15 protein-coding genes are annotated in these 18,779 nt (G+C 44.7%); 10 read left to right on the top strand and 5 right to left on the bottom strand.

The genetic code is table 11. The features are described from left to right. The first annotated feature begins 106 nt into the window (after positions 1–106). Positions 107–1,036: an SRPBCC family protein gene (locus R8O11_RS07440; protein WP_262902056.1), complete on the top strand. Its 930-nt coding sequence runs from the start codon at positions 107–109 to the stop codon at positions 1,034–1,036. 146 nt (positions 1,037–1,182) lie between these two features. Here the strand turns inward: R8O11_RS07440 and R8O11_RS07435 are convergent, their stop codons facing one another. From R8O11_RS07435 to R8O11_RS07415, 5 genes are all read right to left on the bottom strand, one after another. After that, positions 1,183–1,638, bottom strand: coding sequence for a hypothetical protein (locus tag R8O11_RS07435; protein WP_025767689.1), 456 nt, complete (start codon positions 1,636–1,638; stop codon positions 1,183–1,185). A gap of 13 nt (positions 1,639–1,651) precedes the next feature. Further along, the gene (locus tag R8O11_RS07430) at positions 1,652–3,430 is read right to left on the bottom strand and encodes a S8 family peptidase (RefSeq protein WP_262902057.1); all 1,779 of its coding nucleotides are present in this window, start codon (positions 3,428–3,430) and stop codon (positions 1,652–1,654) included. Between the two features lie 248 nt (positions 3,431–3,678). Beyond that, the gene (locus R8O11_RS07425) at positions 3,679–4,020 is read right to left on the bottom strand and encodes a hypothetical protein (protein WP_033906993.1); all 342 of its coding nucleotides are present in this window, start codon (positions 4,018–4,020) and stop codon (positions 3,679–3,681) included. A 10-nt stretch (positions 4,021–4,030) separates the two neighbouring features. Next, positions 4,031–5,944, bottom strand: a complete 1,914-nt coding sequence (locus R8O11_RS07420) for a tetratricopeptide repeat-containing diguanylate cyclase (RefSeq protein WP_318194047.1) — start codon at positions 5,942–5,944, stop codon at positions 4,031–4,033. A 611-nt stretch (positions 5,945–6,555) separates the two neighbouring features. Continuing rightward, entirely contained in the window at positions 6,556–7,812 is a 1,257-nt protein-coding gene (locus tag R8O11_RS07415; protein ID WP_033907092.1) for an aromatic amino acid transport family protein, read from the bottom strand. Between the two features lie 379 nt (positions 7,813–8,191). On the opposite strand from R8O11_RS07415, the gene R8O11_RS07410 reads away from it, so the two are divergent. The 9 genes from R8O11_RS07410 to R8O11_RS07370 all read left to right on the top strand — a co-directional run bounded on the left by R8O11_RS07410 (position 8,192) and on the right by R8O11_RS07370 (position 18,776). Next, positions 8,192–8,626: a GNAT family N-acetyltransferase gene (locus tag R8O11_RS07410; RefSeq protein WP_005375870.1), complete on the top strand. Its 435-nt coding sequence runs from the start codon at positions 8,192–8,194 to the stop codon at positions 8,624–8,626. A gap of 292 nt (positions 8,627–8,918) precedes the next feature. Continuing rightward, positions 8,919–11,582: a nitrate reductase gene (locus tag R8O11_RS07405; protein ID WP_318194046.1), complete on the top strand. Its 2,664-nt coding sequence runs from the start codon at positions 8,919–8,921 to the stop codon at positions 11,580–11,582. A gap of 20 nt (positions 11,583–11,602) precedes the next feature. After that, a complete protein-coding gene (cobA, locus tag R8O11_RS07400; protein ID WP_213963802.1) occupies positions 11,603–12,508 on the top strand; it encodes a uroporphyrinogen-III C-methyltransferase in 906 nt (301 codons plus the stop codon). Then, a complete protein-coding gene (locus R8O11_RS07395) occupies positions 12,505–13,458 on the top strand; it encodes a glycosyl transferase family protein (protein WP_318194045.1) in 954 nt (317 codons plus the stop codon). The genes cobA and R8O11_RS07395 overlap by 4 nt, the downstream gene beginning before the upstream one ends. A 229-nt stretch (positions 13,459–13,687) precedes the next feature. Further along, complete coding sequence (locus R8O11_RS07390) at positions 13,688–14,605, top strand: dienelactone hydrolase family protein (RefSeq protein WP_009704599.1); 918 nt, start codon at positions 13,688–13,690, stop codon at positions 14,603–14,605. 73 nt (positions 14,606–14,678) lie between these two features. Continuing rightward, positions 14,679–15,260: an ANTAR domain-containing response regulator gene (locus R8O11_RS07385; RefSeq protein ID WP_033906998.1), complete on the top strand. Its 582-nt coding sequence runs from the start codon at positions 14,679–14,681 to the stop codon at positions 15,258–15,260. Positions 15,261–15,525: 265 nt separating this feature from the next. Continuing rightward, positions 15,526–16,890 (top strand): CmpA/NrtA family ABC transporter substrate-binding protein, encoded by a 1,365-nt coding sequence (locus tag R8O11_RS07380; RefSeq protein ID WP_115386679.1) that lies wholly within the window; start codon positions 15,526–15,528, stop codon positions 16,888–16,890. Positions 16,891–16,962: 72 nt separating this feature from the next. Beyond that, positions 16,963–17,928: an ABC transporter permease gene (locus R8O11_RS07375; protein WP_079401738.1), complete on the top strand. Its 966-nt coding sequence runs from the start codon at positions 16,963–16,965 to the stop codon at positions 17,926–17,928. 11 nt (positions 17,929–17,939) lie between these two features. Further along, positions 17,940–18,776: an ABC transporter ATP-binding protein gene (locus tag R8O11_RS07370; RefSeq protein ID WP_053053060.1), complete on the top strand. Its 837-nt coding sequence runs from the start codon at positions 17,940–17,942 to the stop codon at positions 18,774–18,776. Positions 18,777–18,779: the final 3 nt, after the last annotated feature.

Below are 18,779 nucleotides of genomic sequence, written 5' to 3'. Positions count from 1 at the left end.
CGCTCTGGATTTTTCTTGTCGTACGCATCTAACCCGCAGTCAAACAAGAAAAAACTGGAATTTGAATTAGACTGAAGTTAGTGAAGCGGAAACTCGAGGAACCGTTATGCTCTCTTATCAGGTCAGCCGAAGTATTGAAATTAATAAGAATCAAAGTGAAATTATTGGCTATCTCAAGAACTTCAATAACTGGCCCAGCTGGTCACCATGGATCATTCTTGAACCAAGCTGCGAGCTGACATTCAGTGATAATCAGGGCCACGTTGGAGCTGGTTATCAATGGAATGGTCAGCGTATTGGGACTGGCGCGATTGTACTGGAAAGTACTCAAGAGCATCGATTAGATATGGAGCTGCATTTCTTTCGCCCAATCAAGAGCCATGGAAAGGTGACTCTAATCGTGACGCCGTCACAAAATGGCTGTTTAGTCGAATGGCAAATGCAATCTCGCGTCCCTTGGTATCTGTTCTTTCTGAAAAGTATGTTTAAGTCGATGATAGAGATGGATTATCAACGTGGGTTACGCATGCTTAAAAGTAAGCTTGAAACCGGACGAGTGCATTCAGACTTAGTCGAAATTGGTAACCGAGCGTTGCCTCAAATTCATTATATTGGGATCAAGGGTGTGGCTAGCTTGCAGGAATTAGGTTCGGTAATTGAGAAGCATGTTCAGCAACTAGAACAGTTAATTAGTGACGAAACCCTATCCGTGAATGGTGAATTGTTTTGTTATTACCAGTCGATGGATATGCAGAAAGGTACATTCGAGTTTATCACTTGCTTTCCTCTTCATAACTCAGTACCAGCGCCTCAAGGGGCGGTTACCGGTACCATTCCTGAGAGTGAAACATTTGTCGTTGAACACCGAGGTGAATATCAGTTTTTGGGAAATGCATGGGCTTTAGCGATGAACTTGGTTCGTCAGAGTGGTATGAAAGTCAAAACCAGTCCTTTAGGAATCGAACGCTATCTGAATAGCCCGAAGGAAACCACGGAAGAAGAGCTAAGAACGGAAATTATTTTGTTTAAGAAATGACAGGCGCAGGCGAGTAGGGTGTTTAGGTATCATACTGGTTATGCGAAATGTTATTAAAGAATAATAGCCTATCTGTTCCTACCCATAAAAATGCCTCAGCAATCGCTGAGGCATGGTTTTACAGGCCAACTTCTCTTGTTAGAGAATTATTGTGCACGGTATTTACCGCTGTTTAGTTCAATTTTAGACGCTTTTACCCGGCTGTCTGCGTTTAGGTAGTCGCTAATACTTAGTAGATCTTGATCTTGAGATGCTTTTAACACCGCTGATTCCCCCTCTGCGAAGATAACTTCTAATTTTAACTCTTTGGCGACTGCTTTCGCTTCGTTAGGATTGTTTACGGTGATATAAACCAGTCCAGTGGCTTTGGATACGTTACTAAACGCATTCTTAAACACCTCATCACCCGCTTGAAGTTTTACGTCTTCAGATAGGGTTCTAACAGTGCCAGTTTGCACTTTTCGATAATCTTGGCCATTAATCTCAACCGCTTCTGATGGCACAAACAGTTCTGGTGCAGGTTGTTGAGAGAGCTGTTGCTCAGCGTATACACTCGACGTCATGATAACGAGAGCCAGCATAGAAAATGATTTGTATTTCATGTTATTGACTCCTTTAGTGTCCAAATATGCGCATCGACCAGTTCTTAATAACACCGGGCTGAGCGTTGTTTGCCATCGGAATGTCATAGATGGTGGAAGAGTTGAAATATGCAATGTAAGAATAGACTTCATCGCCGTTCGTATCTATTGCTCGCAACGTCCATTCGCCTTTTGCATCTTCGCCATAAAATTGGTTAGACAACATTAATTGATCTTTGTAGCCTGTAATCGTTGGATCAAGAGATTGACCAACAAGACCATTGCGCGGTGTTTGCAAAACGGAACGAGTCCCTGATGGCGAAATGAGCTCGATAGCTAAGTCGGGCAGACGAGCGTGGTCCAATGTCAATGTCACTTGAACCGATTCTACTGTCAGCTCATCGGCAATGGCGATATTTGAAGAACCACCAACTAGACTTGCATCGGGTACACTTACTTCTGTAGCGCTATTAACCCATGGTGTAATGACTTGAGCTGGTAAAACACGATTCGTCATACGAGCACGTTGCATCGCTTCATCTAAATCTACAGCGCCGAAGCCATAAAAAGTATGGAAATCTACGCCTGCTGCGTTTTTCTGCCAAGGGGCAATGGCCTCGTAGCTAACCTGTTCACCTTTATGGTTAGTAAATTCAAGCTGTACGCCTGGATGCGCTTTATCCGTTACTTTTGCTGTCTCCGCTAATAAAGCACGTACATCACGAGCAGAAAGTGCGTGGTTGGTTGACATTATTGCCGCGATGGCACCCGATGTGTTTGGCGCAGCCGATGAGGTTCCGTTCATCGTACTGGTATAGTTACAGTTCGGATCGAGCTCCGTTCCGCCGTGTAACCCATTAATGCCAAGGCCTTCACTGGTATTTTGCCCTTCTTCACAACCCATTAAATCAGTGGTGACCATAGCAGGGAAATCTTGCCCATATTCACCTGCTGGTGCTGCAACCCACACGTTCGAACCCACCGATGAGTAACTCGCTCTCGTACCATCCGCTCGCAGTGCACTAGTGACTAAATTGAAGTAATTGGCGTTATCATAAGACTGAGCAGAGTTGTGCATCGGTAAGCCTTGATTGTCTCCACCAGCAAAGAAGTTACTTGGCAATACGAAGAATCGCCCTGCATTGAAATAACGGTAACCATTACCTGCTGACTTTACAAATACAGCACCTCGACCCCAGGCGTTACTCTCGCTGACGTTTTTCATCACGTCCATTTCAAGTTTTAGTTGAGGGTCGCTTTCATCAAAAGTAATCGGGTTTATAGGGCTGAAACCGTAACTTTGGTTAAATACGCGAACATCACGTGTTGCTGGGTCCATGCCATGGGAGATTAACCAACCTTCTAATGTCTGGTTGGCTAACCAGTTAAAACCAATGAGGGAAGAGTGAGAAGCGACACCGCGTCCGCCTTCACCGTTGTTGCCGACGGCGCTAATCAAACCGGCTACAGCAGTGCCATGACCATTAGTATCAACCGGATAACTTGGTGGGAATGAAGAGTCTTCGACGAAGTTTCTGCTACCTGTAACTATATTACCTGCAAGGTCGGGGTGATCGATCTGCACTCCAGAATCAATGACGGCAACTTTCACACCAACACCTGCAATCCCCATTGCCTGAGTGAGCTTAGTGTTTAAGTCGTTCCCAGCAACAGCAGGATTAGCCGCAAACGCAGTTTGCCCCGTGTTGTCTAAGTGCCATTGTTCAGAATAGAGTGGATCAAACGCCGAGACGGCAGGTGCAATGCCTACTGCCAACAAAGCAGCAAATAGGCGATTAATGCGTATTTCCATTTTTGACCTCATGTCTTTGTTTGGAATTTTTTAGTTCCTGTTTCATATTCCGCTAACAGGAACAAACAAAGCTAACGACAAAGAATAAGGACGAAAACCATTTACAACTTGTTTACATTAAAAGTTCGATGGACAACATAAGTCTTTGTTAATTTACTGAAACCATGAGGTTTTTATATGTCGCATCGAGCATGCGTGAAAAGTGAAAAGCAGAAAATACGAGTGTACCGTCTGCTTCAAGAGGGGAGTTATTTAGTTGAAGCGGGTTGAATAGTTGCCATTGGTTTCTTAGGTTCGGCTTTTTCTTTAGGCAGCACGTTATCAATCCACTTTTTAATGTACAACTTATCGAATTCTTTATCACACCACTTTTTGTTTAATCCACGTCGATTGAACTCAGCACCAATCGCCACTTTGGTTTGGTTGGTTGCACGGTTGTAGTAGAGAGTTTCACATAGTTGAGTGTTACTCATTTGCTGGGCATATACATTGACACTGCTGCTGCGCATTCCCAGTTGAGATGCTTGCTGATTACTGCACGCCATAAGAAATAGAGGCGCAAAAGTAATAATGATTAGATTTTTTTTCATGTGTGCTTTTTTATGATGTAGGGTGAATGATGAACTGGTTTCTGCCAGCTTGCTTCGCATCATACAAAGCTTGGTCTGCCAAGAAAAACCACTGATCCCATTCTTGTTTAATTATTTGTGCCGACAGTTTGTCCACTGCTCCAAGGGAAATTGTCGCGTTTAATGGTTTAGAGTCAACCACCAATGGCGTGTTTTCAACAGTATATCTCAATCGCTCCAAAAACTTAGCGCAATCTTCAACTCGCTGTACTTCGAATAATAGGACAAACTCTTCTCCACCCCAACGAATGAGTAGGTCACCAGAGCGAGTGGATTCATTAAATAGCGTGGCAATATGAGTCAGCATTTTATCGCCAATATCGTGTCCATATTGATCATTAAAGGTTTTAAAATGATCAATATCTAAAACGGCTAAGGCAAATGTTCTATCTGGGCTTCTACGAGCCATTTTGTCCAGCCAAATGTGAAGATAGCGACGGTTATGCAGTTGAGTTAACGGATCGGTAGTATTTTCTTGAGTAAGTGCTTTATTAATACGTCTAACGCGCAGTACGTAACGAAAACCAACGACACCAATTGCCGTAATAGCGATAAAGTAGAACATTTCTCGATAGCGCTGCGAACGCAGTTCAGACGCTTGTAGCGCATTTTTTGTTTCTAGCAATTTGAGTTCTTTCTGGGCTAACTTAGCTTCGAGATCAAACTTAATGTTAATCATCTCTTCACCATGAATATGATGAGAAAACTCAGCCTCTAGCTCTCTTAATTGGGTTAAATAATGAAAAGCAGCTTCATAGTCATTAAGAATTTGATGAGCGTTTACCAGTACCGAAAGCATATCAATACGCTGCCGCAGCTCTAATTCACTGGTTGACTTGGTTTGTTCTAGAACGTTAAGCGCTGTTGTAATAGCTTTATCGTATTGTTTGTTTGCGAGGTAAGCCTCTGCAAATGCCTCGTAACAAGACGTTTTTAGCATTTCTAGATTTTTTGGAATGGGCAGGTCTACGCAACGCTGTGCGACCATTAATGCATCATCAATTTTTCCTACCGAGCTCAACATTTGTGAAAAGCTGGATAAAGAGTGGTGCTTGACTGTGTCCGACCCCGTTTGCATTGAAAGTCGAATGGCTTCATTGAAATAATATTCCGCTTTTTTGTTATCTCCGAGGCTCGAGTGAACGATGCTAAGGTTTGCGTAGATAACCCCCATAAAAAAGCTATTATCGTATTGATATTCGCTCTCTAGGTAAGTGTCGAGAGCTTGCGTTAGGTAACTTTTGGCCCGAGCCCAATCTGATGCATCGATGTAGACCGTCCCAATGTTGTTCAGTGTCATCGCGACTTGTATTTCAAATACTGTTTTTTCTAATAACTCATAGGCATTGCGATAATATTTTAGGCCACTGCGTAGTTGATTTCGAGATACTTCTAGATTGCCTAACCAGCGGTAAGCACGGCCTTCTAATGCTAGATAACCAAGATCACGGGCTGTAGAAACAACGTCATGGAGTAACAATTCTGCGTTCCAGTTATCGTCTTGCTCAATCATTGTTACTGCCTTATTGAGCTGTGCTTCAGCGACGACCCATTCCAAATGGTGCTTTTTACCGAATTCGATTAAATCGGGCATATCTTTCGGTAATGGAACGCCTTCGTAACGCTTAAGGTACTTTCGTGCAAAGTAATACAGAGCAAGAGACTCCGCTGATGCATGCTGTGGCGTATTTAACTCATCTTTTTGAATTGATCGCGGCTTACCCATCGAGCGAAAGTAGAGTTTTAACATGGGCTTGCTTTCTGCTGAAATGTGTTCTTCCAGATAAGCTTGCTTTTCGGTACTCGCCAGTACGTTGGTGGGATGCAAGAAAAGTCCAAGTGCAGTACAAAGTGCGCAAGCCAGTTTTTTAATTGAGAAGTGCATGAGCGTATTAATAAAATCTGATCTCTTAACCGAATACCAGTTAAGTCTACCATTTCTTGTTGGTTAAGTGCGGATGGATTCCCAGTGGCAAAGTGTTTTGGGAGTGAGATACGAGAAGGATCTCTATAATATTATGATTTATAAAAACAAAATCTATTGAAAACTTATGTGTTGATTGGAAGATGGCATAGGTAGGGTAACGATGGAAGGTAAGTGAGCATATTCGGTGGACTCAATCTAGTGGTTTAAGCCGCGGATTCATCGCTCGAAATCAGGGTGAAGTGTAAAAAATTACGTTTCTGTCATAAATATTTAATGTTTGTATGGGTTGTTAAAAAACTGGATATTAGACATAGTGTTATTAAGCCAATAAAAAATGGCTTTTATAATAAATAGGAGATTAACTATGCATAATGAAATGATTCAACCTTCGCACTTCGGCATTATCGGCCGTACCTGCATTGCTTCAGTACTTATGATTGCGGGTGTTTTCGCTCTTATTTAAGAGTCAAGGGTAACGATGATTACCTTTTAAAGAGTAAGAAAATTCAGGGAATCACCTTAACCTTGTGTAAGGTATTCCCCTGAAAATCCAAGCTAGTCTTTAGTTATTAGCTGAAGAAGCTAAAAATCAATGCACTTACCGCCACAATGCCTGCTGCTAGAACAAAGTAAGTAGAGACATTTCCTCGATATTGTTTCATCGCCTCGATTTTATACACCGCTAACATTGGCATAATAAATAAGATCATTGCAATAACAGGCCCTGACAATGCTTCCATCATACCAAGAATACTTGGGTTCATGATCGCCGCCGCCCAGATTGAGAAGAACAGTGCTGCCACGCTGATACGATCAACACGCTTCTCAGGTAGGTTAAAATGCTTGTTAATTAAACCATTTAAGCTTTCACGCGCACCTAAAAAATGCCCAAGGAAAGATGAAGTGATAGCGACAAACGCTACTAAAGGACCAAGTGTTGCAATAAATGGATTATCGGTTGCGTTCGCTAAGTAAGACAATACGGATACGTTTTGTTCTTTTGCTTGAGCCAATTGTTCAGGTGACAGTGTTAGCACACAGGAAAATACAAAAATAAGAACAAAGGCAATCAGCATGATGCTAGTGCGACGAAGAATAACTTCGGATTTGGCATCTGCCTGCTTACCGTAATGGCGACGTTGTACATTTGCAAAGCTTGAAATTGCAGCTGCGTGACTAAACGAGAAAATCACTACAGGAACTGCTAACCACATAGTGCTAGCAAAAGCTGACGCTTCTGGCACATCCATGACAGGCATGGTCCAGTTCGGTATTAAGTAAAATGATAGAAAGGCAAGAATGGCAACAAGTGGGAACACCATAATGGCAAAGGCCCGTAGCATTACTTTTTCACCCGCCATCATAATAGCAATTAGTGCAAACACTAGTACGCCAGAAAGCAAAGGTCTAGGTAAAGAAGCCATATCAGCCTGATTTACCATGAAGCTATCTACTGTGTTTGTTATTCCAACACCATATATCAACAGGATCGGGAAGATCGAAAGAAAATACAGCAGTGAAATAGAACGGCCTGCTTTTGCGCCGAAGTGCTCTTCCACTACATCAGTGAAGTCTGCGTTTTTGATCTTAGAAGATAGTACAAAACGAGCTAAGCCACGGTGCGCAAGATAGGTCATTGGAAAAGCAAGTACTGCCATCGCGACTAAAGGCCAAAAACCACCAATCCCAAGGTTAATTGGCAGAAACAGGATGCCTGCGCCAACGGCTGTTCCAAATAGGCTAAGAACCCAATGTGTATCATGTTTTGACCAAGCTGTGGCTGTGTTTATTTCACTAGGATTTAAGGCATTTCGAGATTCTTTCACTTTAAAACTCGCTTTTATAAAAATAATAATGCTGAAAATGGTAAAGGTTTTAGTGTTTATTATCACACGCGAAGCTTGGTGAATAATGCTGTGAATTTGGGGTGGTTGTAAATTATCCAACTATGAATTTTTCAATAAACCAGAATAAAGTTCTTAAATCTAATGCGTTTAATGGTCGTATGTATTGAAATTTTCATCTTGTGTGGTTTTTGATTTTGCGGTTAAAACTTAATCACGGATGTATGTTCTAAGTGAGTTAGGCCTAATTTTCAGGAAGAATATTACATTTCTTAAGCACTTAATTGAGATGTTTGTGTCCCGTCATTTAGATGAGATTTAGGTATACTGCTGCCATTCATGTTAAAGAAGGAGTCATTGAATGGACATCTTGTCTGCGCAAAAAGAGGACTTATTTGCCATATATAAGCTCGAAAATACTTTATTTGGAGAACACGCCTATCCTCAATTTTTCTTTCGGCAAGCTTTTGATTGTTGGGGAGAGAGTTTACTGGTAGCAAAAGAGGGAGAGCAGGTCGCAGGGTATATATTGCTAACGACTAGCACAAATGCACATCAATATTGGATCATGTCATTGGCCGTCGATATTCAACATAGAGGTAAAGGTATTGCGCGTTCCCTCCTTGAAAACGTTATTGCGCCGTTGACGTTAGGCTCAAGCGTGAAATTGACTGTCGATCCTAAGAACCAACCTGCATTGTCTTTATACCTCTCCCTTGGCTTTAAAACGTTAGAAGAAGAAGCGCATTATTTTGGTGACGAAGAATCCAGGTTAGTTATGGAATTAGTAAAGTAATACTGCACGATAATGACCGAAGTTTGCACACAATCAGTGCGTAGCATTGCGTTGCTATAATTGGTTTTAAGCTAACCTTTTGTATAGTAAGGGTTTTTAATCTTGGCACCTCACTTGCTTTACATAAACGTTCATCGATAACTCGATGCACCGCTCTCAATAGCAGGCGAGAGCGGTATAGGGTATTACTTTTTGAAAATGTACTAACAGCGTTAAAGGCATTGCTGCCTCTCTCGATTCGGGAGAGGCTTTTTTTTGCTAGTAAGTTGGGCTGAATCGCACTGGAGGTGTTATGTCGCAAGGATGCAAAAAAACCACTTGTCCCTATTGTGGTGTTGGATGTGGTGTCGAGGTCAATGCGAAAGGAATCGTTGGGGATGCGTGTCATTCTGCAAATGCGGGCTCACTGTGCGTAAAGGGCGTCGCGTTGGCAGAGAGCTTGAATATGCCTTCGCGCTTGCTGTATCCAAAGCTTGTCACCAAGCAGCGACCTCAAGGGCAAGAAGTGCAATGGCAACAAGCCACGGATCTGATTGCAGAGAAGATTCATCAAGCGAAAGCGGAGTTTGGACCGGATTCCGTCGCTATGTATGTTTCTGGTCAGTTGTTGACGGAAGACTATTACGTCGCCAACAAACTCATGAAAGGCTATGTTGGCAGCGCAAACATCGATACGAACTCCCGTTTGTGTATGTCTTCGGCGGTTGCGGCTCATGTACGAGCGTTTGGCGAAGATGTCGTTCCTGTCAATTACGATGACATTGATAATACCGAGCTGTTGGTCATCTGCGGTGCGAATACTGCTTGGACGCACCCTGTTTTATTTCGACGCATTCAACAAGCGAGAGAGAACAATCCTAATCTCAAGCTGGTGGTCATTGACCCTCGTGAAACGGTCACCGCGCAACAAGCAGATTTGCATCTACCGATCAAAAATGATGGAGACGTGTCGCTCTTCAATGGGCTGCTCAAGTTTCTTATCGAGCAGCAGTGCGTTGATTCTCAATACATAAATTCCTATACCGACGGGTTTGATGCGCTTGCAGAAGAAGCTTCTGATTTGCGTTACGATGTCACTAATCTAACGTCTTCCATTGGGATTTCAGAAGAAAAACTCACGACATTCTTCCAATGGTTTGCACAAAGCCCAACCGCAATCACGTTGTTTTGCCAAGGGGTTAACCAAGCCGAAAATGGTGTCGATAAAGGCAATGCCATTATTAATGCACATTTGGCGACAGGTAAAATTGCTAAGTCAGGTTGTGGTCCGTTTTCTATTACAGGTCAGCCGAATGCGATGGGTGGTCGAGAAGTCGGTGGATTGGCAAATCAATTAGCGGTTCATCGTGCTTTTGACGCAGAGTCTATCAAGCAAGTACAAGCGTTCTGGGATTCACCTGAAATTGCCACTCAGCCCGGATTAAAAGCCGTTGAACTGTTTGAGGCGGTAGAACGTGGTGAGATTAAAGTGCTGTGGATCATGGCAACCAATCCTGTCGTCTCTTTGCCAGATAACCAATTGGTAAAACGAGCACTAGAGATTTGTCCGTTTGTGATTGTTTCCGATATCACAGCGGATTCGGATGTAGCGCATTTTGCGGATCTGTTGCTGCCCGCCGCTGGTTGGGGTGAGAAACAAGGTATGGTAACCAACTCTGAGCGTCGCCTTTCTAGGCAGCGCCAGTTTCAAACGCCTACCGGTGAAGCAAAATCAGATTGGTGGGCGATAAGCCAAGTCGGACAAGCTCTGTGTGCATTGGAAAAGACACAAAATGGTTTTGCGTTTACTTCAGAGCGGGTGGTATTCAGGGAATATGCGGCGATGACAGGCATGAATGCAGATTCGCCATTGAAGCTCGATCTGTCTCAATACGCGAACTTAACTGAGCAAGAATACGAAGAGTGGGTGCCGACACAATGGGGAGGAGAGCGTCCTTTTTCTGATGGCGTCTATTCGCACCCAGATGGTAAAGCGCGTTTTGTCGTGACCAGTGAATCTCCAACGCGTTTAGAGAGAACAAAAGGCTGGTGGCTCAATACGGGCAGACAACGCGACCAATGGCATACCATGACGCGCACAGGCCATATCGCACACCTTGCCGCCTCTGAGTTAGAACCAACCGTGTACATGAACACACTCTCTGCTACTCAAAATCGCTTAAAAGCAGGACAACTCACCAAGCTGTTTCAGCCTACTTCAAACACCAGTATTTATGCCAAAGTTGCCATTGATGAAGGTTTGGGTTTTCAAGAGCTATTTATGTCAATGCACTGGGCGGGTCGATATGGCGGTGAAAGTAGTGTTAACGCGATAGTAAACAGCGCAAAAGACCCTATTTCTGGGCAGCCTGCATTTAAGTCGTCTTATGTTGAAGTGCAAGATGCGGCGGTAAAAACCTACGGTATGTTCATCGGTACACAGTTTGATTCCGGCAAGTTTCTCTACAGCGCATTTCAAGCAGAAAGTAATTTAGGCATCTGGCGCTTTGCACACGACAAACGACCAAAGAAGCAGAGTTTTTGTCGAACGGAAAAGAGCCGCAGAATTACGATAGATATTGCCCAAGGTTGGCTAGCGGTGGATTACGACCTTGTTGGAGACGTGCGTATCATTCGCTCTGTTTTGGTGGTGTCTAATGAACCGATTCAAACCGACTACACCAACTTTACTGGCTTGATTGGCAAGCCGATGGAGCTATCGCAACTGCTTACCATCACTCAATCGCAAAGCAGTGCCAAACTGGTTTGTAGTTGTTTCCGTGTCACCGATAAACAAATACATGACGCGATGGAGAAACAAGACTGCACGTCACTGACTCAACTTCAAAACAAACTCAAATGCGGCACTAACTGTGGCTCGTGCGTTTCTCAAATCAAACAAATGGTCGACAGCCATCAGCATCAAAAGGGCAAACAGCAAGCGAACCAGCAAAGTCTGGCGATTCAAATAAAGTAAGTCATAAAGAGGATAAGCACATGGAAGCGCCTTATCAAAAGTCTTGGTTTAAGAAAGGACAAGCGAGTCAGAATCAAGAACGCTCGTCTCGCTTTTCTAAGCATGACCAAGCAAGCAAACTGAACCAACTCTTAGAAGACCATTCACTAGACCTCGACGCGAACCACAAAGGTTTTGTGTCGATAGTCGGAGCAGGGCCGCACGATCCTGACTTGTTAACGGTAAAGGCTGTAAAAGCGATTATGTCGGCAGAGGTTCTGTTGTACGACCGTTTGGTTAACAAAGATATTTTGGAGTTGGCTTCGCCACAAGCCGATTGGATTTACGTGGGCAAAAGATGCGGACAACCCAGTATTGGTCAGGAAGAAATTTGTGACTTGATGGTGTCGCTCGCTCAGCAAGGAAAGCGAGTTGTACGCTTAAAAGGGGGAGATCCTTTCGTATTTGGCCGTGGAGGTGAAGAGGCGTTAGCACTCGTCAAACACTCAATCGCTTACGAAGTCATCCCCGGCATTACCGCTGCGATTGGATGTTCAGCAAACAGCTTGATTCCGCTGACTCATCGTGGCGTTGCTCGCAGCGTTACCTTTGTGACAGGGCAAGTGGTAACAGGCGCATTTGAAGCTTGGAGCCAACTGATGCAAAGTGGACAAACATTAGTCTTCTATATGGGGTTAGAAAAGTCATCGCAAATACAAACGGGTTTATTAGGCTCTGGTTTGAGAGCAGATTTCCCAGTCGCGATCATCACTCATGGTTGCAGCCCTCAGCAACAAGTTCATGTTACCCAACTCAATCAGCTCAATGATTTATCGATTACACTTAAAGGCGTGAGCCCAGCATTGATTGTGATGGGAGAAGTTGTCAAACTGCGCGAACAACTAATAGAAACCGTACAGTCAGTGACGGAATACGAGGGAATATGAGCAGCATTTTGGAATGTATTAGAACAGTCGGTCGTGGCGAACGTGGTAGAAAACCACTGAACTTTGACCAAGCGTTTCGAGTTATGGATGAATACCTAAACGGTGAGTGCGACGACGATCAGATGGCAATGTTATTGATGCTGATCCGTGTACAGAACGAGACTCAACAAGAAATCGCTGGCTTTGTGAAAGCATTCCAATCCCGCATGCCTGCTATTGGTGCAGACATAGACTGGCCATGTTATGCAGGCAAACGTGAAGCGGCAGGTCAGCCTTGGCATCTGTTGGCAGCGAAGATCCTTGCCGATAATGGCCACAAAGTGCTGATGCACGGCTATCATGACCGTCAATCTGGTCGTTTGCATGCCGAAGATTACCTCGATAAGTTTTCTATCAACAAAGCGGAATCAGCAGAAGACGCAAAGCGTGTGTTAGAAACACAAAACATCGTGTATCTGCCGCTCAGTGCGTTCGCTCCTCAAGCAGAAACCATGATCGGTTGGAAGAATCGTTATGGGCTTAGAACGCCGATTAATACCGTGGTTCGTGCATTGAATCCGGGGCAGGCGACGGTTGGTATTCGTGGTAGCTTCCATCCTGGGTTTCAACAACTTCATGCTGAAGTCGAATATGAGATTGGTCAAACCGCTCATGCCGTTGTTTCATTCAAAGGACAATCGGGTGAGTCAGAATACAACCCGAAAGTAAGCCAAACAGTATGGCTAAGCCAAACAAACGGCGTGACATCGCACTACTGGACGGAGCAAATGCTGTCTGAGGTGCCAATGCCTGTGAACTGCCCGTTTGGGACGTCAGAAGATGACATGAACCAAATGGCAAATACGGTTCTCGCTACCATGACAGTGGTTTTGTTTGCACAAATACACGACAGGGAAAAAGCATTCGAACGAGCTTTCTCTTACTGGCAAGCCTATTGCGGCCAACAATGACACACTATTGTCAATTAATGTAAAACCAACGACGCAAAGTTGTTGAATCTGAATCCATTATCTATTGTTTGAAGAAGGTAAAAGATCCTAGCTCGCCAATGATGTGTTTCACAACCTTGCTCCGTATCAGAGTGGTGAAACCGCAGTTTTAGCCTCAATCGCGTTCGTTTTTAGCTTCGCGTTTGAGAATGAGAAAATCCCATATGGTAAGACACAGAGGACATGGATAATGGTTCTAAAGCATACCACTCCTAGTGAAAAGGCTTCTCATCCGATCCCGCAAGAAGCCTTCGATTGGTACGACGAATACGCCCACGGAAAAATCTCGCGCCGTGAGTTTCTAAATAGGCTGGGTGGCCTTGCGGTGCTTGGCTTTAGCATGACAGCACTGGTCGATGCGTTAACCCCGAATTACGCACTCGCAGAACAAGTTTCATTTAACGATCCTGACATCAAAGCAACTTACGAAACCTTTCCATCTCCAAATGGGCATGGAGAAGGGCGTGGTTATTTGGTGATGCCACAGAAGAAGACCTTAAAATCGCCGACCGTGTTGGTGATTCATGAAAATCGAGGTCTGAACCCTTATATCAAAGATGTCGCAAGACGACTTGCAAAAGATGGCTTTATTGCTTTCGCTCCAGACGCGCTTTATCCACTCGGCGGCTATCCGGGGAACGACGATGAAGGTCGCGCGATGCAGAAAGAGATGGACAGAGCCAAGATCGAACAAGACTTTATTGCAGCCGCTAACTTCCTCAAACAATACGAGGGTGGCAACGGTAAATTGGGCGCGGTTGGATTCTGCTTCGGTGGATACATTGTCAATATGCTTGCAGCGGTAATGCCTGAAGAGCTCGATGCAGGTGTGCCTTTTTATGGAACACCAGCGGCGCAAGAGATCCAAAAGCAAGTCAAAGGACCGTTGATGATTCACTTTGCAGGGCTCGATAAGCGTGTTAACGACACATGGCCTGCTTATGAGCAGCAATTGATCGCAACCGACGCACAGTATCAAGCGTTAATGTATGAGAACGTCAACCACGGCTTCCATAACGACTCAACAGCACGCTACGCACCGGAAGAAGCAGCACTCGCTTGGGAACGTACACTCGGCTTCTTCAAAGAACATCTCGCCTCTAGTTAAAGCGCGTCTACTTTAGTTGGCACATTCCTTGTTATGTCTCTCTTAGTGAGTGAGATATAAACAAGGAATGTGCATGACTCAATCAACGTCAAAAACACCCATCATAGTATGCTGCGATAGCCTCCAAGAGCAGGCTCGATTGTCCGGCTTATTGAGCAAAGATTACGACAACATCATGGGTTGCCAATTGGCACAACTAGAAACGTTAATGCAACGAGAACCGTCAGCAAGCGTTGTGGTTGGATGGCAGCAACCAACCGCGGAACTGCGTTTGATCGTCGATTTCTGCCGCAGAAAATCGGCACCACTTCTTATCGTCTTAAAGCAGCTATCATCCAATGATATCAATCGTTTATCAGAAAAAATGGACTATGTTCTTATGCCGCACGATAGTGAGTTTGCACTTCAACCTTGGATTGAACATGCGACATTAGTGAGAGCGAAATTCGAAAGTATGCAATCGGAAATTGAATTACTGACCAATAAGATTGAAGAGCGCAAGCTGGTGGAAAAAGCGAAAGGTCTGCTGATGAAGATGCACAGCGTTGATGAAGGACAGGCTTATAAAGCGCTAAGAAATTCAGCCATGCAATCGAGCCAAACGCTCGCACAAGTTGCCAAGAATTTGATAACTACTTTGGAGGTGCTTGATTAGTCGTTCTACCACTTTGGGGTTATAGTGCGTTTTCTAACGTGGTGCGTGTTGCACTATCAGCAAGCAATAACAGGGAATAACAAACGGCAAGATATACTAATTTATTGTATTTACTGTGAAAAATAAGTTGGCACAGTAATTGGATTAGTAGAATTGGGTTTATTGTTGAATCGCTTATCTCAATTATCAACGGCGGTAATTGTAGACTTAGCAACGGCGCTACTGCTCTTCGGAGTAGTAGCGCTTTTTTTATGGGAGCAAACCAATGAAATGGAGTTCGATGCTGAAAGTGTCAGCAATTTCGTTATCGGTATTCACCACGGTCAGCGTAAAGGCAGAGTTGGGTGAACCAGAAATTGAAGACCTGAAGTTTGGTTTTATTAAGTTAACCGATATGGCACCGCTGGCGGTTGCTTATGAGAAAGGCTTTTTTGAAGACGAAGGCTTGTACGTCACTTTAGAAGCGCAAGCAAACTGGAAGGTGCTTTTAGACCGAGTCATCGATGGTGAGCTTGCTGGCGCGCACATGCTTGCTGGTCAGCCATTGGGCGCAACGATTGGTGTCGGCACAAAAGCAGAAGTGATTACCGCGTTCAGTATGGATTTGAACGGCAACGCAATTACGGTTTCCAATGACACTTGGGAGCAGATGAAGCAGTACATTCCAAAGCAACCAGATGGCAAACCAGTTCACCCAATCAAAGCGGATGCGCTGAAGCCTGTGGTCGACAGCTATCTGGATAAAGGCAAACCGTTCAACATGGGCATGGTGTTCCCTGTATCGACACACAACTATGAGTTGCGATACTGGTTAGCGGCAGGTGGGATTCATCCAGGTTTTTATGCCCCAGAATCAGGCGATAACAGTGGCCAGTTGGATGCTGACGTTCTTTTGAGTGTTACACCGCCACCACAAATGCCAGCCACAATGGAAGCGGGCACGATCAAAGGGTACTGCGTAGGCGAACCATGGAACCAACAAGCCGTATTCAAAGGTATTGGTACGCCAGTCGTGACCGATTACGAGATCTGGAAGAACAACCCAGAGAAAGTGTTTGGTGTTTCCAAAGCTTGGGCTGAGAAGTATCCAAACACACACATTCGCGTAGTGAAAGCCTTGATTCGAGCGGCACATTGGTTGGATGAAAACGACAATGCCAACCGCCAAGAAGCTGTGAAGATGCTATCAAAAAGCGAATATGTTGGAGCCGATGCCGAAGTTATCGCTAACTCAATGACCGGCACATTTGAATACGAGAAAGGTGACAAACGAGACGTGCCAGACTTCAACGTGTTCTTCCGTCATAACGCCACGTATCCGTATTACAGCGATGCGATTTGGTACCTGACCCAAATGCGTCGCTGGGGACAGATCTCAAGCGAGAAATCCGATGATTGGTACATGGATGTGGCAAAAGAGGTTTACCGTCCAGATATCTACCAACAAGCAGCTCAAGCGCTAATTGAAGATGGTGTGTTGAGCAAAAAAGACTTCCCAGATTTCAGTGCTGAAGATGGTTTCCGTGCGCCGCAAACGCACTTTATTGACAACATCGTTTATGACGGTCGTGAGCCAAATAAATATCTAGAGAAGTTATCTATCGGGCTTAAAGGAAAAGACAAGGTTTAACCATAACGATAAACGCCACAGGCGAGGGAATTCGCTTGTGGCAACAAGGATGTAAATTTCTTAGGAGTGAGTATGTCTAGTAATGTCATTTCCCTGTTTCCTGCTAAGCAGGTAGTGAACCGAAGTCGGTTGGTGCTTTTGCCCGTCATTGGCTTGCTGATCTTTTTGGCAATGTGGCACTTAGCAGCGAGAGAAGTGCAAACCTCATTAGGTACGCTACCGGGACCTGTGCAAACTTTTCAGCAGTTCAGCAACCTTGTCGATGACCATTGGCAAGAGCGAGAAAAGGAACAAGCGTTTATCGAACGTCAGGAAAAACGCAATGCTGCGAAGTTAGTCAAGAATCCGGATGCGGAAGTGAAGATTCGTCCTTACACAGGTAAACCGACGTTCTTCGACCAAATCATAACAAGCTTAGTGACTGTAACTGCTGGCTTTCTATTGGCGACTGTCATTGCGATTCCACTTGGCATCGTGCTTGGTCTGAATCAAGGACTGTATCAAGCGTTCAACCCAATCATTCAATTGCTCAAGCCCGTATCACCTTTAGCTTGGCTGCCTATCGTCACTATGGTTGTAAGTGCCACTTATGTGAGTGATGACCCGATGTTTGCTAAGTCGTTCATTAACTCTCTGATCACTGTAGCGCTGTGTAGCTTATGGCCGACGCTGATTAATACCGCAGTGGGTGTAACGAGCGTTGATAAAGACTTAATCAACGTGAGTAAAGTGCTTCAACTTTCGTGGTGGCAGCACATTCGCACCATCGTTTTACCTTCTGCCATTCCAATGATCTTCACCGGTTTACGTCTCTCTTTAGGTATCGCTTGGATGGTATTGATTGCGGCAGAGATGCTCGCTCAGAACCCGGGGTTAGGCAAGTTCGTTTGGGATGAATTCCAGAACGGCAGCTCGGCATCATTGGGGCGCATCATGGTGGCGGTCATCACCATTGGTTTTATCGGTTTGATGCTCGATAGAGGCATGCTGCAACTTCAAAAGTGGCTGTCTTGGAATAAACAACAAGCGTTGAGATAAGGGAAACGATCATGGAAAAAGCATTATTAGATCTAACGCGTTTAGGGATGCGATTCCCAACGCCAGATGGCGAGTTCATCGCGCTTAAGAACGTCGATTTACAAATCAATAAAGGCGAGTTTGTATCCCTAATTGGTCACTCTGGCTGCGGTAAATCAACGGTATTAAACTTAGTCGCAGGGCTACACATGCCAACAGACGGCGGCGTGATCGTCGATGGACGAGAGGTGGCAGGGCCGGGACCCGACCGCGCAGTGGTGTTCCAAAACCATTCATTATTGCCTTGGTTAACCGTGTATCAAAACGTTGAGCTTGCAGTAAAACAAATTGCCGGTAAAAAGGGCAAAGCGTGGATTCAGGAACAAGTGAACCACTATTTGGAGTTGATTCAAATGCAGCATGCTGCGCACAAAAAGCCGGATGAAATCTCGGGCGGTATGAAGCAGCGAGTCGGCATTGCGAGAGCACTGGCACTTCAACCAAAGGTTTTGCTGATGGATGAGCCATTTGGTGCGCTGGATGCGTTGACTCGTGCGCACTTACAGGATGCACTGATGAAGATTCAAGCCGAGCTAAACAACACTGTCATCATGATTACCCACGACGTGGATGAAGCGGTGCTGCTATCCGACAAAATCGTGATGATGACTAACGGACCGGCGGCAACCATTGGTGAAGTGTTAGAAGTGAACCTACCTCGCCCTCGTGAGCGTGTCGCACTGGCGGATGATGCGCAGTATCAGAAGTGTCGACAAGCCGTGTTGAAGTTCCTTTATGAGAAGCAATCCAAAGTCGAGATTCCTGTTTCGAAAGAAGACAAACCCAAAACCGCAGCGCAAACGGCATAAGGA

It is taken from the genome of Vibrio sp. 1288, assembly GCF_033344475.1.
Note: the sequence above shows the minus strand (reverse complement) of the source record. Positions and strands in the feature narration are given on the sequence as shown.